The organism is Micromonospora yongxingensis (assembly GCF_052601155.1).
The window spans coordinates 69029-90782 of sequence record NZ_JBQXEO010000002.1 but is presented as its reverse complement, the minus strand read 5'-3'; the positions used below and the strand labels follow the sequence as shown (position 1 = coordinate 90782).

Below are 21754 nucleotides of genomic sequence, written 5' to 3'. Positions count from 1 at the left end.
ACCTGACAGAGGACAGTGACCATGGACGACACGATCCTCGAGATGCGTCGCATCACGAAGACCTTCCCCGGTGTGACCGCGCTGGAGGACGTCACCCTCGCGGTGCGCCGGGGGGAGATCCACGCCATCTGTGGCGAGAACGGCGCCGGCAAGTCGACCCTGATGAAGGTGCTGTCCGGCGTCCATCCGACCGGCTCGTACGACGGCGAGATCCTGTTCGACGGCAAGCCGGTGCAGTTCCGCGGGATCCGCGACAGCGAGGCCAACGGCATCGTCATCATCCACCAGGAGCTGGCCCTGGTGCCGCACCTGTCGATCGCCGAGAACATCTTCCTCGGCAACGAACGGCGCGGCCGCAGTGGGCTCATCGACTGGAACCGGGCCAACGCCGAGGCGGCGCAACTGCTGGCGTCCGTCGGGCTGCGCGAGAACCCGGTCACCCCGGTCATCCAGCTCGGCGTCGGCAAGCAACAGCTCGTGGAGATCGCCAAGGCGTTGTCGAAGAAGGTGCGCCTGCTCATCCTGGACGAGCCGACGGCGGCCCTCAACGACATCGACTCGGCTCACCTGCTCGACCTGTTGCGGCAGCTCAGGGACCGGGGCATCACCTGCATCATGATCTCGCACAAGCTCAACGAGATCACCGCGATCGCCGACTCGACCACCGTCATCCGCGACGGTCGCGCGGTGGAGACCCTCGACATGCGCGCCGACGACGTGACCCAGCAGCGGATCATCCGGGGCATGGTCGGGCGCGACCTGGACAGCTTCTACCCCGACCGGGTGTCGTCACCCGGCGAGGAGGTGCTCCGGATCGAGGACTGGACCGTGCGGCACCCCGTGCAGGACCGGATGGTCGTCGAGGGCGTCGGCCTGTCCGTGCGCGCCGGTGAGGTCGTGGGCATCGCCGGGCTCATGGGCGCCGGGCGCACCGAGCTGGCGATGAGCGTCTTCGGCCGGTCGTACGGGCGCCACATCAGGGGTCGGCTGTTCGTGCGCGGACGGGAGGTCCACGCGGGCACCGTCGCGGAGGCGATCGACAACGGCATCGCGTACGTCACCGAGGACCGCAAGCGGTACGGCCTCAACCTCATCGACGACGTCCGCCGCAACGTCTCCGCCGCCGCCCTGGACCGGCTGTCCCGACTGGGCTGGGTGAACGGCAACGAGGAGATCAAGGTCGCCGAGGCGAGCCGGCGGGAGATGAACATCCGGGCGCCCAGCGTCATGGCTGTGGTCGGAAAGCTGTCCGGCGGCAACCAGCAGAAGGTGGTGCTGTCGAAGTGGCTGTTCACCGACCCGGACGTGCTGATCCTGGACGAGCCGACCCGCGGGATCGACGTCGGCGCCAAGTACGAGATCTACACGATCATCAACCGGCTGGTTGCCGAGGGTAAGGCGGTGATCGTCATCTCCTCCGAGCTGCCGGAGCTGCTCGGGATGTGCGACCGCGTCTACACCCTCGCCGCCGGTCGGATCACCGGCGAGATGCCGGTCGGCGAGGCGACCCAGGAGAGCCTCATGGAGCTGATGACCAAGGACAAGGAGCTCGTCGGATGACCAGCATCAAGACCCCCTCGGCGGAGCGCCCAACGCCCCCGGACAGCGCACCCGCCGCGGCCCTGCACACCGGGACGAGCGACCTGCGGGCACTGGTGCTGAACAACCTGCGGCAGAGCGGGATCTACGTCGCCCTGGTCGTCATCGTCGCGCTCTTCGCGATCCTGACCGACGGGGTGTCGCTGAGCCCCGGCAACATCACCAACATCGTCCTCCAGTACTCGTACATCCTGGTGCTCGCGATCGGGATGGTCATCCTGATCATCGGCGGGCACATCGACCTGTCGGTGGGGTCGGTGGTCGCGCTGACCGGGGCGGTGTCCGCCGTCCTGGTGATCCAACAGGGCTACCCGTGGTGGGTCGGCGTCCTGGCCGCGCTGGCCGTCGGCGTCGCGGTCGGCGCCTGGCACGGCTTCTGGGTGGCGTACGCCGGCATTCCGGCGTTCATCGTGACCCTCGCCGGGATGCTGCTGTTCCGTGGCCTCACCCTGCGGGTGCTCGACAACATCTCGCTGTCGCCGTTCCCTGCCGAGTACCAGCGCGTGGCGGCGGGATTCCTCAACGGACTGCTCGGCGGTCAGGGCTTCGACGCGTTCACGCTGCTGATCGGCGCCGTCGCCGTGGCCGGGTACGCGGTGAGCGGCTTCCGCACCCGGGTCGCGCGCATCCGCTACCAGCAGCCCGTCGAGTCGTTCCCGCTGTTCGTCGCCCGGGTCGCCGTGGTCGGCGCGGTCATCATGTACTTCGCCTGGCAGTTGGCGCACGCCCGTGGGCTGCCGATCGTGCTGATCATCCTGGCGGTCCTCGTGCTGGTCTACGGTCTGCTCACCCGGCGCACCGTCTTCGGCCGTCAGGTCTACGCCATCGGCGGCAACCTGTCGGCGGCGGCGCTGTCGGGGGTGAAGGTCCGCACCGTCAACTTCTGGATGTTCGTCAACATGGGTTTCCTGGCGGCGGTGGCCGGCGTCATCTACTCCTCCCGGTCCAACGGTGCCCAACCGGCTGCCGGCAACATGTTCGAGCTGGACGCGATCGCCGCCGCGTTCATCGGCGGCGCGGCCGTCACCGGTGGGGTGGGCACCGTGGTGGGCGCGATGGTCGGTGGCCTGATCATGGCGGTGATGAGCAACGGCATGCAGCTGATGGGCGTCGACCAGTCGACGCAGTCGGTGGTGAAGGGCCTGGTCCTGCTCGTCGCCGTGGCCTTCGACGTCTACAACAAGCGCCGCGCAGGCACGGCCCGCTGAGGCTGAGCCTCGTCCACTGAGCCCGCCTGTCGAGCTGCCCCGCATCCGGGGCAGCTCGACAGGGTTTCAGGCAGGGCCGTCGGGCGGGCGGATCAGTGGCAGTTGCCGGTGCCGCTGTCGTTGTAGGTCTGCCCGGCGACCGGCACGAACTGCCAGTTGTAGCTGCTGGCGTGCAGGGTGAACTTCAGGACCCCGTACGCCGAGCTGTTGCGGGCCTCGCTGTTGGGCTGGATGGTGCCGAAGCTGTAGTGGCTCGCACCGCCCATCCCGGCGACGAAGCTGCGCATGCCCCGGCTGGCGTCGGCGCCTCCGGCCGGGTTCATCGGGGCGAACCGCTCGTACACGTGGTTGTGCCCCCACACCACGACGTCGGCGTTGTTGTCGTAGAGCGCCTGGTACAGCGGGCGCGTCGACGTCGACGGCGCGTGGTTGGAGCTGGACGTGAACAGCGGGTGGTGCCAGTAGGCCAGCGTGCACGGCTTGCTGCTGGCCGCGAGGTCCGTCCGCAGCCACTGCTCCTGGGCGGAGCCGGCCGACATGCTGATGTTCGAGTTCAGCGACACGATGTGCCAGTTGCCGAGGTCGTAGGAGTAGTAGCCCCGGCCGCTCGGGCCGGCGGACGTACCGAAGTAGTTGTAGTAGGGGGTCGCGCCGGAGGTGTTGTAGTCGTGGTTGCCCGGCGACGGACGGGTGCGTGCCTTGTGCCGGCCCCAGGTGGGCTCGTAGTAGCTGGCGAACTCGGCCGCGGTGCCGTTGTCGTAGACGTTGTCGCCGGTGGTGAAGACCGTTCCCGGGATGGAGTCCAGCAGCGCCGCGGTGGCGGTGTCGCCGGAGCCGGAGTTGGCGATGTCACCGACGCCGACGAGGACCGGGTCCCCGGACGGCGGCGGCGTCGTCCCGGTCGTGACCACCAGCTGCGGGGCGTCCGCGCCACTCTCGCGCGTGTCGTAGTAGGCGCCGTCGCCGCTGGCGGAGGTCGCACCGAAGCTGTACGTGCCGTTGCCGGCGACCGCGGTCGTGACGTCGATCTCGTACCAGGTGTTGCCGCTGACGGCGCCGATCGTGCCGAGTGTGGCCCCGTCGATGGCGGGCTGGTTGTTCCAGGTGGTGCCGGTCTCCGACCAGGTGGTGTTGGACATCCGCCGGAACGTGCCACCGGCGTCGCTGCCGCTGTTGCCGCTGATGGTGCGTAGCCGCAGCTTCGCGCTGGTGACCGTGCCGCTGACGCCGCTCACCGTGAAGCGCAGGAACGTCCGCCGGGCCGGGGAGTTGTCGACCACGACCTGCGTCGACGTGCCGTAGTTGGTGGACGCGGTGTCGTTCTGCACGTAGGTGTCGGCGACCGGCGTGAACGTCACGCTCGCCGCCGAGGCCACGCCCGAGCCGGTCAGGACGACGGCGGCGGTGGCGGCGACCAGCACCGCGACCGCCCCCAGCGCCACCGACGGGCGGGGAATTCGAGTGTCCATCCAGGAGCCCTTCTCTTGCGGGTGGAGAGCGCAAGGAATGTAGGAAGGTCGATGGGCCGGCGCACTACGAACACATGAACAGTACGCTCAGGCAGCGAAACATCTCGATGTTTGCGCCCTGTTCATCCGCCGCATTCCTGCCTGCCACCCACGGTCCCTTGTCTCTCGTCCGGTTAGTCCGGACGATGGCTGACCGTCAGCCCCCGATCCGAGGAGATGCTCGTGTACCTGTCGACCGTCTCCCGACCCGCGGCGGACCCACCCGCCGGCGGCCGACCCGGCCGACGCCTCGCGCTGGTCAGCGGCAACGTCGTGGCCCTGGGCACGGTCAGCCTGATCACCGACGTGTCCGCCGAGATGGTGACGGCGATCCTTCCGCTGTACCTGGTGCTGGGCCTGCAACTCAGCCCGGTGGCCTTCGGTGTGCTCGACGGCGTCCACACCGGCGCGACCGCGCTGTTGCGGGTCGTCGGCGGCTTCGTCGCCGACCGGTTCCAGCGGCGCAAGCTCGTCGCCGGTGTCGGCTACGCGCTCTCGGCGGTAGCCAAGCTCGGCCTGCTGCTCGCCGGCCGGTCGGTGCCGATGATCGGTGCGGTCATCGCCGTCGACCGCCTCGGCAAGGGTGTGCGCAGCGCACCGCGCGACGCGCTGATCACCCTCTCCACGCCACCGGAGTCGCTGGGCCGGGCGTTCGGCGTGCACCGGGCGATGGACAGCGTCGGCGCGTTCCTCGGGCCGCTGGCCGCGTTCGCGGTCCTGCTGGCCGTCGGCCAGTCCTACGACGCGGTCTTCGTCACCAGCTTCTGCGTCGCCGTCCTGGCCCTCGTGGTGCTCGTGCTCTTCGTCCGGGAGCGCCCGGCCGGCGGGCCGGTGGACAGCCCCGACCAACCGAGGGTCTCCGTCCGCGAGGCGTTCGGTCTGCTGCGTAGCCGGCACGCGCGCCGTCTGGTCCTGGCCGCGGCGCTGCTCGGGCTCGCCACCATCGGGGACGGTTTCGTCTACCTGCTGCTCCAGCGCCGGGAGGACCTCGGTCTGCGCTGGTTCCCGCTGCTCGCGGTGGGAACCAGCCTGGCCTACCTGGTGCTGGCCGCGCCGCTGGGCGTGCTGGCCGACCGGATCGGCCGCCTCCCCGTGGTGGTCGGTGGGTACGCGGCCCTCGGCGCCACGTACCTGCTGCTGGCCGGCCCGGTCCACGGCTGGCCGCTGCTCGTGCTGACGCTGACGCTGTACGGCACGTTCTACGCGGCGACCGACGGCGTGCTCATCGCGCTCGCCGGGCCGGTTCTGCCGCCGCGGCTGCGTACCACCGGCATCGCGCTCGTCCAGACCGGGCAGGCGCTGGCGTACCTCGTCTCCTCGGTGCTGTTCGGTCTCGCCTGGCAGGCGTGGGGTCCGGAGAACGCGATCCGGGCCGCGGCGGCGGTCGTCGCCGGCGTCCTCGTCGTCACGCTGCTCCTGCTGGTCGCCCCGTCCCGTCCCGTCACCCGGAAGGTGCTCCGATGACCTCGCTGTCGACCCGAGCGAAGCTGGGCGTGGTGGCCGCTTCGGCGGTGCTGCTGGGTGCCGTCGCGGCCGGCTACGCCGCCACGGCCGCGGAGCCGGCCCGCACGCCGCCGCCCGCCGCGACCGGCGACCAGGCGGTCACGCTCACGCCCGGCCCGCGCCTACTGGCGATCACCGACCGGCACGTCTCCTCCGTCGCCACGGCCGACCCCACCGGTCCGCGCTCCGTGTCCGGTCTGGAATGCCTCCGGGTGTACGCGGCCGCCGGCACCGGTGTCTGCCTGAAGCCGGACACGCCCTGGACGTACCAGGTTGTCGTACTCGACGCCGCGCTGCACCCGACGCGGACGCTCAGCGTGCCCGGCCTGCCCAACCGCGCCCGGGTCTCGGCCTCCGGTCGGATGGTCTCCTGGACGACGTTCGTCGGTGGTGACTCCTACACCAGCGGCGGCTTCTCCACCCGCACCGGGATCATCGACACCGTCACCGGCGCCACGGTGACCTCGCTCGAGGAGTTCACGATCAAGCGGGACGGCCGGACCTACCGCAACCCCGACGTCAACTACTGGGGCGTCACCTTCACCGCCGACGACAACGTCTTCTACGCGACGATGTCGACCGGGGGTAAGCGGTACCTCGTCCGGGGCGAGGTCGCGAGCCGCGCCGTCGAGACGGTGAAGGAGAACGTCGAGTGCCCGTCGCTGTCGCCCGACGGCACCCGGATCGCCTTCAAGGAGGCGATCGGCGCCGACCCGGCGAAGGGCTGGCGGCTGTCGGTCCTCGACCTGGCCACGATGCGGGTGACGGCGACGGCGGAGACGACCAGCGTCGACGACCAGGCCGCCTGGCTGGACGACGGCACGTTGGCCTACACGCTGCGCCAGAGTGACGGCCGGCCCGACGTCTGGGCCGTCGCGGCGGACGGATCCGGCGCGCCGAGACTGGTGCTGCCCGGCGCCGAGTCACCGTCCCCGCTCGCCTGACGGCGTTCGTCCGAAGTGGACGCCGTACGGTCCGTCGGGGGGTAGGACACCTGACCGCCTTGGTGCGGACAGCATCGCGTCATGTCGGATTCGGCGCCGAACCCATCGCCGTTCATCGACGTCTCGCAGGGTGTTGACCATGACAAGGCTGAGTCGTCGCATCTTCGTCCTCGGTGGACTTGCCGCCGCCGGCGCCGCGGTAACACCCTGGCAGGGTGCCCAGGCCGCGGTGCCGTATCCCTTCAAACTCGGTGTCGCCTCCGGTGATCCGGCGCCCGACAGCGTCGTCCTCTGGACCCGGCTGGCACCCTCGCCGCTCAACGCAGACGGGCAGGGTGGCATGGCCAACGCCGACGTGACCGTCGAATGGCAGGTGTCGACCAACGACCGGTTCTCCTCGCTGGTCTCCTCGGGCTCGGTGGTCGCCCGGTACGCCGACGCGCACTCGGTGCACGCGATCGCCGGCGGGCTCGCCGCCGACTCCGACTACTACTACCGCTTCCGGGCCCAGGGCCACATCTCCCCGGTCGGGCGTACGCGGACCGCACCCGCGCCCGGCACCTTCGGCCGCGACCTGGTGATGGCCTTCGCCTCCTGCGCCCACTACGAGGCCGGCTACTACACGGCGTACCGGCGGATGGCCGAGGAGAACCCCGGTCTGATCCTGCACCTCGGCGACTACATCTACGAGGGCGGCGTCAACACCTCCGCCGTGCGGCAGCACGTCGGCGCCGAGATCGTGTCGCTGGCGGACTACCGCCGCCGGTACGCGCTCTACAAGTCGGACCCGGACCTGCAGGCGGCGCACGCGGCGGCCCCCTGGCTGGTGGTGCCGGACGACCACGAGGTGGAGAACAACTACGCCACCATGGTCCGCGCCGACAGCAGTCCGACGCTGACCGCGGCGCAGTGGACCGCCCGGCGGACCGCGGCGTACCGCGCCTACTACGAGAACATGCCGCTGCGGCCGACGTCCGCGGCCAACGGCAACAGCATCCCGCTGTACCGCCGGATCCGGTGGGGTCAGCTCGCCACCTTCCACATGCTCGACACCCGGCAGTTCCGCGACGACCAGGCGTGCGGTGACGGCTGGAAGGTCTGCGCCGACGCGGACCTGACCTCCCGGTCGCTGACCGGCGCAGCGCAGGAGACCTGGCTGCTCGACGGGCTGGCACAGCACTACGGCACCTGGGACATCCTCGGCCAGCAGGTCTTCTTCGCCCGGCAGTTCGAGGCGAGCGGAGCGGCGAGCATGGACTCCTGGGACGGTTACCGGGCCTCCCGCAGCCGGATCCAGACCGGCTGGCAGCAGCGCGGGGTGCGTAACCCCCTGGTACTCACCGGCGACGTGCACAAGTCGTGGGCCAACGAGCTCAAGGCCGACTACGCCAACCCGTCCTCGGCCACCATCGGCACCGAGCTGGTCTGCACCTCGATCGCCACCGGCGGGAACGGCAGCGCCACCACCACCATCCCGAACGCGGCCACCAACCCGCACCTGAAGTTCTACTCCGACCGGCGCGGCTACGTGCGTACCACGATCAGCCGCAGCCAGGTCCGCGCGGACTTCCGCGCGGTGAGCACGGTGACCGAGCACGGGGCGGCGGCGTCCACGGTGCGCTCGTTCGTCATCCTCGACGGCCAGCCCGGCCTGCAGGCCGGGTAGAAGGAGAGCCCACCATGACCGCGATCACGACACTGCTCGTCACGTCCGTGCTGCTCCCGGGCGTCGTCACGGGCGTCGCCGCGCCGACCGCCATGACCGCCGAGGCGGTCGTTTGGACCACGGCGAACAGCGCCGCCACCGGTGACCAGGACCTGCCCGGCATCGCCATGAACCGCAACGGTCACGTCGCGGTGGTCTGGGAGGACGACCGCGACAGCACCGCTCCCGAGGACGACACCCACAGCGAGATCTTCCTGCGCCTCTTCCGTGACGGCACCCCCGGCTACGAGCTGAAGCTCTCCGGCGGTGGCACCAGTGGGGCCGCCTGGCGGCACGTCAGCCCCGACGTCGGCCTCGACGACCGGGGCAACGCCGTGGTGGTCTGGGCCGCCGACGGTGACGGCAACGGTGTCTACAACATCCAGTACCGGGTGGTGTCGCCGACCGGGACGGTGCTCGGATCGGGGCAGGCCAACGCCAGCGACGCGGGGCAGCAGATCTGGCCGAAGGTCGCCGTCGACCCGGACGGCGCGCCCACCAACGCCGCCGCCGTGGGGTTCACGGTGGTCTGGGAGGACGTGCAGGGGACCGCCCCGGCCACCGTCAGGGCCGCCGGCTTCACCGCCGCCACCACCAAGGCGTACGAGGTGACGGCCTCGCAGACCACGGGTAGCCACCACCGCCCCGACGTGGCGGTGTCCGCCGCCGGCGAGGCCCTGGTGGTCTGGGACGAGGACGCCGACGCGAACGGCTCGTACAACATCGGGTTGACCCGTCTGGCGCGGTCCAACGGCGCGGTGGTGCTGTCGCGGCGGACGGCCAACGTGCAGAGCGGCGGGCAGCAGCAACGCGCCTCGGTGGCGGCGAGCTTCGCCGGTGACTTCACGGTCGGCTGGGAGTCCGACCACACCGGTACGCGCGGCGTCTGGGCGCGCTCCTTCACCGCCACCGGCACGGCACGGCACGACGAGGTGCAGGTCTCCAGCGGTACGGGAGCCACCGCGCCCGGGGTCGGTGTCGACGACCAGGACAACGTGGTGGTGGGGTGGACGGTCGCGGGCGCCAACCCGGACGTCTGGGTGCGGGGCCTCAACCCGGACGGCACGTCCACCGGCCGGCTGGCGGCCCAGGCGTTGAGCCAGACCACGACCGGTCGGCAGGACCAACTGGCCGTTGCCGCCTCCCCGTGGGGCGAGGTGAGCGTCTGCTACACCGACGACAACGACGGCAACTCGTTCGACCAGGTGCTCCTCGGCCTCGGGGCCACGAACTCCACCTGGCTGATGACCGCCGACGAGCTGCGTCGCCTCAAGGCGCGGGCGGTGGCCGCGGGCTGAGCCGACCGACGGGCGGTGGTGTGCCGATCGGCGCGCCGCCGCCCGTCGGTGCGCGTGTAGAAAACTTTCGATGCGGCCGGTTGACTTCGACGATTTGTGCCACAACAATCACCGTCAATATTTACGTCCGTCTCTTTCGTTCTCCTGCTCGGAAAGGAGGCACCCATGGCAGCTCTGCGAGGCGAGGTGTCCTGGTTCTGCTGCGGCAGCGCCTGGGGTCCCTGCGGCACAGCCGGCGGCGGCGCCTGCGGCACCTGCAGCTCAGGCAACTACCAGCACGCCTGGCCGAACACCTCGGACGCGTGCCTGGCCATCACCCGACCCGACCGGTGCGGGGTGACCGGGATGACCCGGCGCGGCTGCGGCTTCCGGCACTACACCACCAACCTGTGCAACGGCGCCCGGGTCGGCACCACGATCGCCGACTGCGGGCCGCAGACCGACCTGTTCTGCGGCGAGCGCACCTGCTGCGGCTCCGCCTGCGGCAGCAACCGGATCATCGATCTGACGCCCGCCGCGTACAGCGCGATCGCCAGTCTCTCCGCTGGGCTGCGGCCCTGCTCGGTCGACACGGTCTGAACGGAGGGTGCCACCATGAACCAGACCCTGGACCGCCGGCGTCTGCTCGCCACCGCCGCGCTCGGCGGCGTGGTCGGAGCCACCGGCCTCGGCTCGCTCGCCCCCGAGGCGGCCTTCGCCGCCGAGCCCGCGACCATCGAACCCGGCGCGCCGGACCCGAACTTCGCCGAGGGCCGGATCAGCAGGATCTCCGGCAGCATGCTGCTCGTCACCGGCTCGGAGACCGTGCTGCACTCGATCCGGATCACCGACGGCACGAGCATCTGGAAGCTGCACCCGACCACGTTCGACAAGGTGACCGTCGGCGACGGGCTCTACGCCCGCGGCGTCCGTCTGCCCGACGGCACGCTCGCCGCCGACTCCGTCTGGCTCAACATCGTCAACCTGCACGGGCACATCGCCGCCGTCGGCCGCAACGTGCTGCACCTGGACCACCAGGGCCGGCGGATCGTCGCGCACGTCGTGCCGGACCGGTCCGCCGCCGTCTACAACGGCACCCCGGCGGTCAGCGACCTGTCGCTGCTCCGCGTCGGCCGGCACGTCCAGGTGCTCGGCGCCTGGCATCCGGACACCAACGAGATCGACATCGCCACCGTCTACGCCGCCGCCTAGCAACGGCCGCCGGGCGGCGCGCCCCGCACCCACGCGTCGCCCGGAGTGTCACCCGCCGGCACACCCGAGGGGAGAAACGATGATCGACGTGATCGCGGCTGTCCAGCCGCTGGTCGTGGGCGTGGTGCTGATCTGGTCCGCCCGCGTCAAGCTGGCCAGCCCGCACGCCGCAGCGGCCGCCAACCGGTCCGCACTCGTCCGGCTGCTCGGGCAGCACCGGGCGCTGCCCGCGTACCGGCTGCTGGGCGGCGTCGAGCTGACCCTCGGCGCGCTGCTCCTGCTGCCACCCGTGCTGCGCGCGGAGGCGCTGGCCGCGACGGGGCTGGCCGTGGCCTTCCTCGGCTACCTCGCGTACGCCCGCCGCGCCGCACCAACCTCCTCCTGCGGCTGCCTGAGCGCCCGGGCGACGCCGGTCTCCGGCCGCAGCCTGGCCCGGGCCGGGTTGCTCGCGGTGGCGGGCGGGCTGGCCCTGCTGGCCACCGGCGGTTGGCCGACCGCGGTGGCCGGGCACCCGGTGGCCGGCGGCGCCGTACTGGTCGTCGAGTTGGCCGCGGTGGTGGCGCTCTCCCCGGAACTGGACCAGGTCTGGCTGCTGCCGCTGCGCCGCCTGCGGGCCCGGCTGACGCATCCGCTGCGTGGCGGCTCCGGCGTACCGCTGCTCGCCACCGTGCAGCAACTTCAGCTCAGCGACGCCTACCGGAGGGTGGCGCCGCTGCTCCGCTCGGACGTTCGGGAGCACTGGGACGAGGGCGACTGGCGCTTCGTCGGGCACGCCGCGCGCTACCAGGGCCGGCTGGTGACGGCGGTGTTCGCCGTGCCGCTGGCCGACCGTGAGCCCGACCGGGTGCGGGTCGCCGTGGTCGACGACGCGACCGGGCACACCCTGCTCAACCTCACCGGCACCCGGCCCGCCAGCGGTCCCCGGCTCTCCATTGCCCCGGTCTGAAACCCACACCAGGAAGGCGAGGACCACGATGAGGCACGCTCGACGATGGACCGGCGGCGCAGCCGCCGCCCTGCTGACGGTCACGAGCCTGATCGGGGTGGCGCCCAGCGCCGCCGCGGCGGCCGACGCTCCCACGCTCACCGACGCGGTGACCGCCAAACTGCTCGGCTCGGCCGATGCGCCCACCGCCCTCGCGGAACGGGACACCCGGGTCACGGTCAGCCGCACCGACGGCCGATGGGCGTTCGGCACCGCCGTCGCCCTCGCACCCCGGCAGGAGGACGCCCACCCCACCGGGTCGATCTTCATCGCCCGTGCCGACCGGGCCGGGTGGCGGGTCGCCTTCGACGGCGAGGCCGCCTTCGCGGACCTGGCCGCCGAGTCACCCCTGGTGGCGGGACGGGAGAGGAGCGTGCTCACCACCGCCCCGACCCCGATGTACGCGGGCGGGGACTACCGGACCGGGATGGCCCTGCCGTTCGCGGTGGGCCAGACGTGGACGCTCACCAGCGGCCCGCACGGGTGGGGCGGGAGCGAGTCGCCGTACAGCTCGATCGACCTGGCCGGCGGCGACCAGGTGGTCCGCGCGGCACGGGCCGGCGCGGCGTACACGATGTGCCAGGGTTGGATCCGCGTCATCCACGACCGGGGCTACTCGACCGACTACTACCACCTGTGGAACAGCATCTCCGTCAACGGCGCCAGCGTCGGTCAGGGTGCCGCCCTGGGCAACACCGGCACGGACGTCACCTGCGGCGGCGCCGCCTACGGTCGGCACGTCCACTTCGGGCTGCGGCAGAACAGCGCGTACGTGCCGATCGCCGGGCACGACATCGGCAAGTGGGTGCTGGCCAACGGCGCCGCCGCGTACCAGGGCGGGGCTCGGCACGGGTCGGCCTGGGCCGGTGCGGGGGCGGGTCTGTACAACTACGGCGCGCTCGGCTTCACCCAGGCGGTGGTCGACGCGAACGGCGGTGGGGCACTGACCCGCCGCGCCGGTCCCGGGACCGGCTACGGATCGCTCGGCTCCCTGGGCGACGGCGCCACCGTCTCCGTCTCCTGTTCCGCCAACGGCACCGCACACACCGGCCGCTACGGCACCACCGCGCTCTGGGACCGGCTGAGCGACGGCAGTTGGGTGTCCGACGCCTACCTGTGGACGGGTGTGAACGGTCCGATCAACGGCTGGTGCTGACGCGCCGACCCGACCCCATCCATCGCAAGGAGTGGCAATGACCGTACGAACCTCCCGCCCGGGTCGGCTCCTGCTCGGCGGACTGCTCACCCTGACCACAGCCCTCGCCGGTCCCGTCGCCACGGCGTCGCCGGCGGCCGCCGCCCCGACCGGTACGCCGGCGTCGTCCGGCCCGCTGGCCGCCGCGTTCGACACCGCCGCCACACGGTACGACGTCCCCCGCGACCTGCTGATGGCACTCGGGTACGCCGAGTCGCGCCTGGACCCGGAGGCCGGTACGCCCAGCGCGGCCGGCGGGTACGGGATCATGCACCTGGCGAGCAACACGCAGGTGCACACCCTCGAGGAGGCGGCCGGCCTCACCCGGCTGACCCCGACCGTGCTGCGGGCCGAGCCTGCCGCGAACATCCTCGGGGCGGCCGCCGTGCTGCGCTCGTACGCCGACCAGACCGGCCTCACCGCCGCGGCCCGTGACGACGTGAACGGCTGGTACGCACCGGTCGCCCGGTACGGCGGTGCCACCGACCCGTCGGTGGCGCGACTCTACGCGGACACCGTCTACGACCTGCTGCGCACCGGGTTCACCTCGGCGCGCGGCGAGGCGGTGGCCGCCCGACCGGTCGCGCCCCGGCGCGGCGGCCTGGAGCGGGCCGCCGTGCTCGGCGGGATCGGCACTCTCAGCACCGACTACGGGCCGGCCGCCTGGGCGCCGGCCAGCACCAGCAACTACACGGTGGCCAGCCGGCCGGGCAGCCACCCCGTCAACCGCGTCGTCATCCACATGACCCAGGGTTCGTACGCCGGCTCCATCAGCTGGTTCCAGAACCCGGCGGCAAAGGTCAGCGCGCACTACACCTTCCGGTCCTCCGACGGGGCCGTCACCCAGTCGGTGCGGGAGAAGGACATCGCCCACCACGCCGGCAACTGGACCTACAACACCCGGTCGATCGGCATCGAGCACGAGGGGTACGTCGACAACCCCGCCTGGTTCACCGACGCGATGTACCGTGCCTCCGCGGCGCTCACCCGCAGCCTCACCACCAGGTACGGCATCCCGAGGGACCGGGCGCACATCATCGGGCACGTCGAGGTGCCCGGCGCCACCCACACCGACCCGGGCCCGAACTGGAACTGGACCTACTACCTGCAACTGGTGAACGGAGTGACCGGCATCGGCTCCGGCACCGTCAACACCGAGTCGGCCAACCTCAACGTGCGGTCCGGGCCGGGCGCCAGCTACCCGATCGTCGGCTCGGTCGCCGACGGCGCCACGGTCTCCGTCTACTGCCAGGCGGTCGGGAGCACGGTCACCGGCCCGTACGGCACGACGAGCATCTGGAACCGGATCGGCACCAACCGCTACGTCTCCGACGCCTTCGTCCTGACCGGCTACGACGGGTACATCCCGAACGTGCCCCGCTGCTGACGGCGCGGCGGCCGTCAACCGAAGAGCAGGTCGAGGTGGGCATCCAGCGCCGCCAAGGCCTGCTCGGCGGTGTACTGCCCGCCCAGCAGGTAGATGCCGAGCCCTTCCATGAGCGCCAGCAGGCCGGCCGCGGCCGAGGCGGCGTCGGCGTGTCGGGTGGGCAGGGCGCTGGCGATGAATTCGGCCAGCTGCATGGTGTCCGCGCGCAGGCTGGACGCGGCCGCCGGCCGCACCGCGGTGTAGGCGAAATAGGCCAGCGCCACCCGCCCCTCGTCGCGGGTCCCCTCGTCCAGCGGCAACAGCGCGGCGATCATCGTGCGCAGCAGCAGCCGGGGGGAGGGGTCCGCGCCCAGCCGCGCCATCGCCTCGGTGACCCGGATCTGACCGCGCTCGCGGACCACCGCCAACGCGAACGCCATCATCTCGTCCTTGGTGCGGAAGTAGTGCTGGACCATCCCGGCGGACACGCCGGCCTCGGCAGCCACGTGACGGAGACTGACAGCCTCCAGGCCCTGGTCCGCGGCGACCCGCATCAACGCGTCCGCGATGAGGGTGCGCCGCTCCTGGTGATCGACCTTCTTGGGCATGACCTCGATCGTTTCACAGTGGGTGGCCCGGACAGTCCGCCGACGGGCGGCGGTTACCGGCTGACGGTTCCGGGCGCGGGGGTGCCCCGCGCGCTGCGCAGGAGACCGTCGGGGTCGTCCGCGTACAGCCGCAGCTCGTCCATCGGCTCGGACCGGCCCTTCGGCAGGTCGAAGGTCGTCGGCCGGCGCAGCAGGACGTCGATGCTCGTCTGGCTGCCGACCGAGAGGTGCAGCACCCGGCGCTCGCCCTCCTGCTCGACCTGCACCGTCTTACTGGACGGCAGCGAGCGGTAACGCTTGCGGAGGGCCTCGATGTCCGTCCACGGAATCCAGATGTCGATGCCCGAACTCACCCGGACCCGCAGGCCCCGGTCACCGACAAGGTGCGGGTGGATCTGCATGCTCGCGTAGAGGCCGGCCATCCAGAGCAGACCCCAGACGCCGAGGGCGAGCACGATCCAGCGGGCCGGGCCCCACGGCACCACATGGGTGACGATCAGGTCGAAGATCGGAATCTCCACGACCGACAGGCCGATGAAGATGCCGAGGATCGGCTTGACCACGCCCAGGTAGCCGAACGGTTCGTCGCCCGGCGCCAGGGGCAGTGGCCTGCGCCGCGCCCAGACGTACAGGCTGCGCCACATCGCGGCCTCCATCTCGGCCACCCGGCGCAGCAGCGGGCCCACCTTCACCCCGGTCGGGGCCTTCACGTCGGTCATGGTCGTCCTCGCGGTAGTGGTCGGGCGGTCGGTGGTCGGGCGGTCAGTGGACGGTGACGGTTCCGGCGGCGCCGTCCACGGTGACGAGCTGACCGGTCGAGATCGTGCGGGTGGCGTCGGGCACGCAGATGACGGCCGGGATGCCGTACTCCCGGGCCACCGTCGGGCCGTGCGCCATGATCGCGCCGGTCTCGGTGACCAGTGCCCCGGCGGTGAGGAACAACGGGGTCCAGCCGGGGTCGGTGGTCGCGGCGACCAGGACCTCGCCCGGCTCGACGTGTGCGGTGGCCGGGTCGTGGACGACCCGGGCGGGGCCGGTCACCCGGCCCGCCGACGCGCCCACGCCGGTGAGGGTGCCATCGACGGCGGGCGCCACGGGCAGTGCGGCCTCGACGTCGGTGCCGTCGGATAGCAGCGCCACGGGCACCGTCCTGCGGCGCAACTCCCTCCGGTGCACCGCCCTGCGGGAGGCGATCGTGGCCCGGTGGTCGACGCTGTCGTGCACCGAGGCGTGTGCCTCGTCGAGGGTCAGGAACATGATGTCGTCGGGCTGTTCCAGCAGCCCGGCCGCGTGCAGGTCGGCGCCGATGAGCAGCAGTTGCCGGCGGGTCTCCCGCAGCGGGTACAGCCCGGCGAACTTGCCGGCCTCGCGCAGGCCGGCCAACGACCGGGCCCGGCGCAGCAGGAACCCGGCCATCGTGCCCCGTACCGGCCGCCGGCGGCGCGCCCGCCTGACCAGCTCGTCGAGCGCGGCCTCGGCCGTCGCGGCGGCCCGCTGGAAGCGCTGGTCCGGGCCCTGCCGCGGGTCGGTGACCCGCAGGTAGTTGGCGAGCGCCGCGAAGACCGGCGTCGGGTCCTCCGCCCAGCGCGGCACCCCGAGGTCGACCTCGGCGACGCCGCGGTGACCGTAGGCGTCCAGGAAACCGGCCATCCCGACGTCGGGCAGCGTCCCGCGCAGGTATCGCGCGGCCAGTTCGTCCGGCGCGGTGTCGAGCAGGAGTTGACGATGGTCGCCCGCGTTCTGGGCGAGCCGCCAGAGCGCCAGATCCATCTCGATGGTGACGTTGTGCGGCATCCCGCCCAGCACGGTGTGGATCTCATCCGGGGTCGCGACGCCCTTGAGCAACGAGGCTGGCAACGCGGCGGCGAGCATGCCCGTGACGATCGGCCACATGATCGCGTCGGCGCTGTCGTCGTCGGCGTCCCGCGCCTCCAGGAAGCGCAGGCGGTCGGCGGCGGTGCGCAGGTCGGCGGGGGCCGCCGACCGTACTCTCATCTGCTCGACGGCCTGGAACATGCGGATCCGCGCCGCGTCGGGACGGGCCAGCGCGCGCAGGATCCCCACCACCGCGCGGCCGGCGGTCCGCAGGGACGCCGCCCCCTGCGCCGCGCCGCGCTCGGCGCTGACCGTGGTCACGGCGAACCGCGGATCCGCCAGGACGTGCTGCATCACCGCCTGCGCCCGCGGGCCGAAGTCGACGGCCAGGAGCTTGACCAGCCGCTTGCGGGACGACCTGCTCCGAGCCAGGTCGGTCAGGTCGCCGTAGAGGCGACCGCCGATGTCGATGATCTCGACCCGGACGCCGAGGGAGGCGAGCATCGCCGAGATCTGCGACCGCAGGGTCGACATGCCCATGGGGGTGACCGGTTGCAGCATGCCCTGAACGTGGCCGAACTCCAGGTAGACCCGGGGGAGGGGCTTCCCGGTCTCCGGCGGAAGGGGGAACAGGCTCGTGATCGGCCGGGACTGCAACAGCCACAGCACCCCGTCACCGTCGATCGCCCACTCCACGTCCTGCGGGGAGCCGAAGTGTCCCTGCACCCACTCACCGGTGGCCCGCAGCTCCGCGAGGTGCGCGGGCGTCAGGCAACCTTCGGCGTCCCGCGCGACGCCGTCGAGGACGTAGTGGTCCACGGTTGCCGCCCCGTCCACCACGGCCGTGCCGAGGCCCGGCGCGGCGTCGACGGCCATCTCGTCGCGTCGGCCGGTCAGCGGGTTGGCAGTGAACAGCACCCCGGCCACGGCGGGGGTGACCATGCGTTGGACGACGACGGCCATCCGCACCGTCGAGTGGTCGATCTCGCGGGCGTCGCGGTAGGCGGTCGCGCGAGCGCTGTGCAGCGAGTCCCAGCACTTCCCGATCGCGGCGAGCAGCTCGGTGGTGCCCGTGACGTTCAGGACGGTGTCCTGCTGCCCGGCGAAGCTCGCATCCGGCAGGTCCTCCGCCGTGGCGCTGGAGCGTACGGCCACCGGGCCGGCACCGAGCCGTTCGTACGCGGCGACGATCTCCGCCTGCGGGATGACGCCGAGCCGGTGAGCCTCGGCGGTGACGCAGAATCCCTCTGGGACCCGCTCGCCTCGCCGGATCAACTCGCCCAGCCCGGCCGCCTTGCCGCCGACCAGGTCGACCATGTCGGCGGTGGCCTCGGACAACGCGATCACGTGCATGTGGGGCCTCGTCTCTATGCAATGCACCTGCATTGCATCCCACGGTACCCGTTTGGCGATACGACTGCAATGTCACCGTCGCGGGGGCGACCCGGAGCGGGGGCGTTGCCGACGTCTGCCATGCTCGTGGCGGTGACGACCGGCCACCCCACCAGAGTCCGCACCCACCGTCGCGCCCGCAGTCGCACCGTCCGCGTCCTCCTCGCGCTCGTCGCGGTCGTGGCCCTCATCGCCGTCGCCGTGGTCGTCGTGCCGATGCTGCGCCCGCCCGGCCCGCGACCGCTCTTCCAGCTTCCGGTCGCCTGCGGGGAGACGTGGCAGCTCAGCACCTACCCCGGCCACGACGACTACGACGTCGACCTGTTCCCGACCGAGGGTGAGGCGTGGGGACGGCCCGTCCTCGCGTCCTACGCCGGCACCGTCACCGTGGCGGGCGTCAACGGGTCGGTGGGCGGGCGTAACCCGGAGAACCCGGAGGGCCCGCGTGGTCGCGGCGGCGGTTACTGGGTGAAGATCGACCACGGCGGCAAGTGGGAGACGCAGTACCTGCACCTGCTCGAACCGCCGCTGGTTCGGGTCGGTCAGCGGGTCGCCCAGGGCGACCAGATCGGGCGGCTCGGCAGCACCGGCAACTCCGGCGCCCCGCACCTGCACTACGAGCAGCGCCGTGGCTGGGACAAGGTCGAGACCCACTTCGACGGGGAGCCGTCGGGCATCACCACCGACGAACGCGAACAGATCATCAAGCGCAAGAGCAACAACTGCGTCCCCGGCTGACCGCCAGCCACCGCCTCACGCTCTCCTGTGGACCTCGGCGGCACGTTTTGCCCGGCGCGGCTCCGGGCACTGGTTCTGGTGGACAGACTCAGACGCAGGGAGGAACCGGTCATGACCAAGGGTGACGTCGACACGTACCACGAGGACGGGCAGTGGAAGAACCGCCCGGAGGGCAACGAGCGAGCCAGCAGTACCCATGAGGTCAAGGCCGAGGCGCAGGCCCGTGGTCGCGAGATGGCGGCCGACCGTGGCGTCGAGCACGTGATCAAGAAGCAGGACGGCACGATCGGGGAGAAGAACACCTACCCGCGCAGCCGCGATCCACGAGACATCGAGGGCTGAGCTTCTCGCCCACCTGCGGGCTGACCTCTCCGGCGACTCCGGAGAGGTCAGCCCGTTTCGGGCACGAACGGCGGCCCGATCAGGCCGGCACCACGTACGGGAACGTGTCGGCGCGCGCGCCCTTGGTCACGTCCGGGGTGAGGCCGGAGGTCATGCCGGTGTTGAGCACCAGGGAGAACATCACCTCGGGCGCGTTGTCGGCCATGGTGCGTCCGTTGCGGACGGCGAAGCCGTAGTTGGCCGCCGTGCCCACCTGGTACGACAGCACGTCCGGATAGAGCTGCCGTGCCACGCTCCAGCCGTACGCCTGCGGGTCCGGGGCGGTGCCGTTCGCCGCGACGACCCCCGCGACGGCGGACGCTATCTCCTCGCCGTCCTCCGGAAGATCGTCGCAGGGGTGCCGGGTGTTGGCCGGGTTGGAGAAGTCGGTGTCGGTGGGCCAGAAGATCGGCCACATCATGGGGTGGCCGGCCCGGTTGATCTGGCGCCACCCGCCCGCGTCGGTGGCCAGCATGGTGCGGCACCAGACGCCGATCTGGGTGCCGTCGCGCAGCATCGGCTCGTCGTGGGACACCTCGAGCACGATGGACTCGACGGTGGTGCCGGCGAAGCTGTTCTTGGCGTTGTCGGCCCGCCACGCCGAGCGGTCCAGCTTCGCGCCGTCCTTGACCGCGCCGTTGATGGTGGCGAGCTCGTCGAGGTCGACGTAGAACGGGTCGGTGATCCGCCCGGCCCAGACCCGTGCGTTGCCGCCACTGGACACCTCGCCGCTGCGGCCCTGCACGATCGGAGTGCCCATCGCGGCGTCGTCGCGGGCGTCGGCGCCGGTCAGCTCGTACAACTGCAGCGCCTGCCTGCCGTCGCCGTCCAGCTCACCGAAGGCGAACCGGTAGGTCAACCCCTCGGTGTCGGCGTCGTTGAAGTGAATCTTGATCTCGTAGCGCGCCTCGGCGTGGAAGCCTCGCTTGATGTCGGCCTTCGTCACCGAGCTGTTGACGTCCATGACGAACACTGTGGCGCGGTCGCCGTTGAAGACGTACAGGTCGTCGATGTAGAGCTGGCCGCTCTGGGCGGCGAGGGGGGTGTCGAGGTGGTGCGACATGGATTCACTCCCGGTACTTCCGGACTTATTGGGCTAACCCGAACATAGCGGTCAGTTCTCCTGTCGCCGGCCGAATCCGTGGTCGTGCTCGTTGGAGGGCCGGAGGTCCGCCGAGGATGCCGTTCGTGAGGGGAGGGCGATGATGGCCGAGCGGAGACGGTCGAGGGCCTCGGCGCGGGCGCCGGTCAGCGACGGCTCCTCCGTCAGCCGCGCCGGGCGTACCTCGACATGGCGGGGCATCCGCGTGAACTCGGTGGCGATGGCGTCCAGGATCGCCGGCCTGCTGCCCCAGGGGCCGCCGACGAGGATCAGGCGCGGATCGGCGAGCGCGACGACGGCGGCCAGCACCCCGCTGACGGCCCGCCCCAGCGCCTGGCGGCTGGTCGCGGGGAGCCGGTCGACGCGGTCGACGTCGATGGCCGTCGTGCCGGCGCGTCGCAGGTCGAGGTCGGCGAACACGTCGATGAACCGGATGGCCTGGCCGTCGGGGCCGATGGTCACCAGGTGCGCGATCTCCCCGGCGACCCCGGAGTGACCGCGGCGTACCTCGCCGTCGCTGACGATCGCGCATCCCAGTCCCTCGCCGAGGAACACGTAGGCGAAGTCGTGCAGGCCCGCCGGGTCGGTGTCGCGTTCGGCCTGCGCCGCCCAGTTGACGTCGTTGTCGACGATGACCGGGCCGGCGACCTGGGGCGTCAGCACACCGACCGGGTCGAGTTCGCCGAGCAGGAACGGCGCGTCGGGCAGTCGGACCAGTCGTCCGCTGGCGCGTTCCACCGGGTCGGCGGCGCTGATGACCGCCAGCCGGATGCTCTTCCCGTCGCTCTCGCGGGCCCGGTCGACGGCGCGGCGCAGGGCGGCCGCCACCTGCTCGGCCCGCGCTGGCCGGCTGATGTCGTGCCGGGTCCGCCCGAGGATGTCGCCGTGGGCGTCGACCCGCTCGACCACCACCCCGTCCGGCGCGATGCTGATGGCCAGGGCGGTGCCGACGGTGTCGGCGAGGGCGTAGTACGAGCCGACGCGGCCCCGGCCGCGCCCGCCGGGCGTCCGTTCCCCGGTGTCCACGAGCAGGCCGGCCTCGGTCAGCCGGCGCACGCTCTCGCCCACGGTGGGCTTGGAGAGGCCGCTGCGGGCCGCCAGGTCGGCGCGGGTCAGCCGCCGCGCGCGCATCAGCTCCCGCAGCACGTGCTCGTCGGTCAGCGAGCGGAGCAACTCCAGCGAGGGCTTGACGGTGGTCACCCCCCGATTCTAGGCA

19 protein-coding genes are annotated in these 21754 nt (G+C 71.8%); 13 read left to right on the top strand and 6 right to left on the bottom strand.

From position 1 onward, the window contains the following. Positions 1–21: 21 nt before the first annotated feature. Positions 22–1560, top strand: a complete 1539-nt coding sequence (mmsA, locus tag ACTWLT_RS03590; protein ID WP_445317119.1) for a multiple monosaccharide ABC transporter ATP-binding protein — start codon at positions 22–24, stop codon at positions 1558–1560. Next, positions 1557–2807: a multiple monosaccharide ABC transporter permease gene (gene mmsB, locus ACTWLT_RS03585; RefSeq protein WP_445317118.1), complete on the top strand. Its 1251-nt coding sequence runs from the start codon at positions 1557–1559 to the stop codon at positions 2805–2807. The genes mmsA and mmsB overlap by 4 nt, the downstream gene beginning before the upstream one ends. A gap of 92 nt (positions 2808–2899) precedes the next feature. Here the strand turns inward: mmsB and ACTWLT_RS03580 are convergent, their stop codons facing one another. Continuing rightward, positions 2900–4276, bottom strand: coding sequence for a CBM96 family carbohydrate-binding protein (locus ACTWLT_RS03580; protein ID WP_445317117.1), 1377 nt, complete (start codon positions 4274–4276; stop codon positions 2900–2902). 222 nt (positions 4277–4498) lie between these two features. Between ACTWLT_RS03580 and ACTWLT_RS03575 the strand changes: the two genes are divergently transcribed. From ACTWLT_RS03575 to ACTWLT_RS03535, 9 genes are all read left to right on the top strand, one after another. Further along, positions 4499–5779: an MFS transporter gene (locus tag ACTWLT_RS03575; protein WP_445317116.1), complete on the top strand. Its 1281-nt coding sequence runs from the start codon at positions 4499–4501 to the stop codon at positions 5777–5779. After that, on the top strand, positions 5776–6762 hold the full coding sequence (locus ACTWLT_RS03570) for a TolB family protein (protein WP_445317115.1): 987 nt from the start codon (positions 5776–5778) through the stop codon (positions 6760–6762). Before ACTWLT_RS03575 ends, ACTWLT_RS03570 begins: the two co-directional genes overlap by 4 nt. 139 nt (positions 6763–6901) lie before the next feature. After that, positions 6902–8428 carry an alkaline phosphatase D family protein gene (locus tag ACTWLT_RS03565; RefSeq protein ID WP_445317114.1) on the top strand — a complete coding sequence of 509 codons (1527 nt, stop codon included), beginning with the start codon at positions 6902–6904 and terminating at the stop codon, positions 8426–8428. Positions 8429–8442: 14 nt separating this feature from the next. After that, on the top strand, positions 8443–9765 hold the full coding sequence (locus ACTWLT_RS03560) for a hypothetical protein (RefSeq protein WP_445317113.1): 1323 nt from the start codon (positions 8443–8445) through the stop codon (positions 9763–9765). A gap of 165 nt (positions 9766–9930) precedes the next feature. Continuing rightward, the gene (locus ACTWLT_RS03555; RefSeq protein WP_252419472.1) at positions 9931–10344 is read left to right on the top strand and encodes an RlpA-like double-psi beta-barrel domain-containing protein; all 414 of its coding nucleotides are present in this window, start codon (positions 9931–9933) and stop codon (positions 10342–10344) included. A 15-nt stretch (positions 10345–10359) separates the two neighbouring features. After that, positions 10360–10956, top strand: coding sequence for a cell wall protein (locus ACTWLT_RS03550; protein ID WP_445317112.1), 597 nt, complete (start codon positions 10360–10362; stop codon positions 10954–10956). 79 nt (positions 10957–11035) lie between these two features. Continuing rightward, positions 11036–11902 carry a MauE/DoxX family redox-associated membrane protein gene (locus ACTWLT_RS03545; protein ID WP_445317111.1) on the top strand — a complete coding sequence of 289 codons (867 nt, stop codon included), beginning with the start codon at positions 11036–11038 and terminating at the stop codon, positions 11900–11902. A 28-nt stretch (positions 11903–11930) separates the two neighbouring features. Continuing rightward, positions 11931–13097: a peptidoglycan DD-metalloendopeptidase family protein gene (locus tag ACTWLT_RS03540; protein WP_445317110.1), complete on the top strand. Its 1167-nt coding sequence runs from the start codon at positions 11931–11933 to the stop codon at positions 13095–13097. 37 nt (positions 13098–13134) lie between these two features. Further along, positions 13135–14523, top strand: coding sequence for an N-acetylmuramoyl-L-alanine amidase (locus ACTWLT_RS03535; RefSeq protein ID WP_445317109.1), 1389 nt, complete (start codon positions 13135–13137; stop codon positions 14521–14523). Positions 14524–14537: 14 nt separating this feature from the next. Here ACTWLT_RS03535 and ACTWLT_RS03530 read toward each other — a convergent pair whose 3' ends face one another. The 3 genes from ACTWLT_RS03530 to ACTWLT_RS03520 are packed head-to-tail and all read right to left on the bottom strand — an operon-like array spanning position 14538 to position 18278. Continuing rightward, a complete protein-coding gene (locus ACTWLT_RS03530) occupies positions 14538–15110 on the bottom strand; it encodes a TetR/AcrR family transcriptional regulator (RefSeq protein ID WP_445317108.1) in 573 nt (190 codons plus the stop codon). A 53-nt stretch (positions 15111–15163) separates the two neighbouring features. After that, on the bottom strand, positions 15164–15829 hold the full coding sequence (locus ACTWLT_RS03525; RefSeq protein ID WP_445317107.1) for a PH domain-containing protein: 666 nt from the start codon (positions 15827–15829) through the stop codon (positions 15164–15166). Positions 15830–15872: 43 nt separating this feature from the next. After that, the gene (locus ACTWLT_RS03520; protein ID WP_445317106.1) at positions 15873–18278 is read right to left on the bottom strand and encodes a PEP/pyruvate-binding domain-containing protein; all 2406 of its coding nucleotides are present in this window, start codon (positions 18276–18278) and stop codon (positions 15873–15875) included. A gap of 120 nt (positions 18279–18398) precedes the next feature. Between ACTWLT_RS03520 and ACTWLT_RS03515 the strand changes: the two genes are divergently transcribed. Then, positions 18399–19055, top strand: a complete 657-nt coding sequence (locus ACTWLT_RS03515) for a M23 family metallopeptidase (RefSeq protein WP_445317391.1) — start codon at positions 18399–18401, stop codon at positions 19053–19055. Positions 19056–19166: 111 nt separating this feature from the next. Beyond that, on the top strand, positions 19167–19397 hold the full coding sequence (locus tag ACTWLT_RS03510) for a DUF2188 domain-containing protein (RefSeq protein ID WP_252419480.1): 231 nt from the start codon (positions 19167–19169) through the stop codon (positions 19395–19397). 79 nt (positions 19398–19476) lie between these two features. Here the strand turns inward: ACTWLT_RS03510 and ACTWLT_RS03505 are convergent, their stop codons facing one another. Both ACTWLT_RS03505 and ACTWLT_RS03500 read right to left on the bottom strand, forming a co-directional pair. Further along, positions 19477–20499 carry a DUF4331 family protein gene (locus ACTWLT_RS03505; protein WP_445317105.1) on the bottom strand — a complete coding sequence of 341 codons (1023 nt, stop codon included), beginning with the start codon at positions 20497–20499 and terminating at the stop codon, positions 19477–19479. A gap of 51 nt (positions 20500–20550) precedes the next feature. Then, a complete protein-coding gene (locus ACTWLT_RS03500) occupies positions 20551–21738 on the bottom strand; it encodes an ROK family transcriptional regulator (RefSeq protein WP_445317104.1) in 1188 nt (395 codons plus the stop codon). Between the last annotated feature and the right edge of the window lie 16 nt (positions 21739–21754).

What these genes read in the sequence shown, in the direction of transcription:
- ACTWLT_RS03510 (WP_252419480.1), top strand. Translation starts at nt 19,167, where the DNA reads ATGACCAAGGGTGACGTCGACACGTACCACGAGGACGGGCAGTGGAAG.
- ACTWLT_RS03565 (WP_445317114.1), top strand. Translation starts at nt 6,902, where the DNA reads ATGACAAGGCTGAGTCGTCGCATCTTCGTCCTCGGTGGACTTGCCGCC.
- ACTWLT_RS03570 (WP_445317115.1), top strand. Translation starts at nt 5,776, where the DNA reads ATGACCTCGCTGTCGACCCGAGCGAAGCTGGGCGTGGTGGCCGCTTCG.
- ACTWLT_RS03505 (WP_445317105.1), bottom strand. Translation starts at nt 20,499, where the DNA reads ATGTCGCACCACCTCGACACCCCCCTCGCCGCCCAGAGCGGCCAGCTC.
- mmsB (WP_445317118.1), top strand. Translation starts at nt 1,557, where the DNA reads ATGACCAGCATCAAGACCCCCTCGGCGGAGCGCCCAACGCCCCCGGAC.
- ACTWLT_RS03520 (WP_445317106.1), bottom strand. Translation starts at nt 18,278, where the DNA reads ATGCACGTGATCGCGTTGTCCGAGGCCACCGCCGACATGGTCGACCTG.
- ACTWLT_RS03525 (WP_445317107.1), bottom strand. Translation starts at nt 15,829, where the DNA reads ATGACCGACGTGAAGGCCCCGACCGGGGTGAAGGTGGGCCCGCTGCTG.
- ACTWLT_RS03555 (WP_252419472.1), top strand. Translation starts at nt 9,931, where the DNA reads ATGGCAGCTCTGCGAGGCGAGGTGTCCTGGTTCTGCTGCGGCAGCGCC.
- ACTWLT_RS03535 (WP_445317109.1), top strand. Translation starts at nt 13,135, where the DNA reads ATGACCGTACGAACCTCCCGCCCGGGTCGGCTCCTGCTCGGCGGACTG.
- ACTWLT_RS03540 (WP_445317110.1), top strand. Translation starts at nt 11,931, where the DNA reads ATGAGGCACGCTCGACGATGGACCGGCGGCGCAGCCGCCGCCCTGCTG.
- ACTWLT_RS03560 (WP_445317113.1), top strand. Translation starts at nt 8,443, where the DNA reads ATGACCGCGATCACGACACTGCTCGTCACGTCCGTGCTGCTCCCGGGC.
- ACTWLT_RS03580 (WP_445317117.1), bottom strand. Translation starts at nt 4,276, where the DNA reads ATGGACACTCGAATTCCCCGCCCGTCGGTGGCGCTGGGGGCGGTCGCG.
- ACTWLT_RS03530 (WP_445317108.1), bottom strand. Translation starts at nt 15,110, where the DNA reads ATGCCCAAGAAGGTCGATCACCAGGAGCGGCGCACCCTCATCGCGGAC.
- ACTWLT_RS03545 (WP_445317111.1), top strand. Translation starts at nt 11,036, where the DNA reads ATGATCGACGTGATCGCGGCTGTCCAGCCGCTGGTCGTGGGCGTGGTG.
- ACTWLT_RS03515 (WP_445317391.1), top strand. Translation starts at nt 18,399, where the DNA reads ATGCTCGTGGCGGTGACGACCGGCCACCCCACCAGAGTCCGCACCCAC.
- ACTWLT_RS03550 (WP_445317112.1), top strand. Translation starts at nt 10,360, where the DNA reads ATGAACCAGACCCTGGACCGCCGGCGTCTGCTCGCCACCGCCGCGCTC.
- mmsA (WP_445317119.1), top strand. Translation starts at nt 22, where the DNA reads ATGGACGACACGATCCTCGAGATGCGTCGCATCACGAAGACCTTCCCC.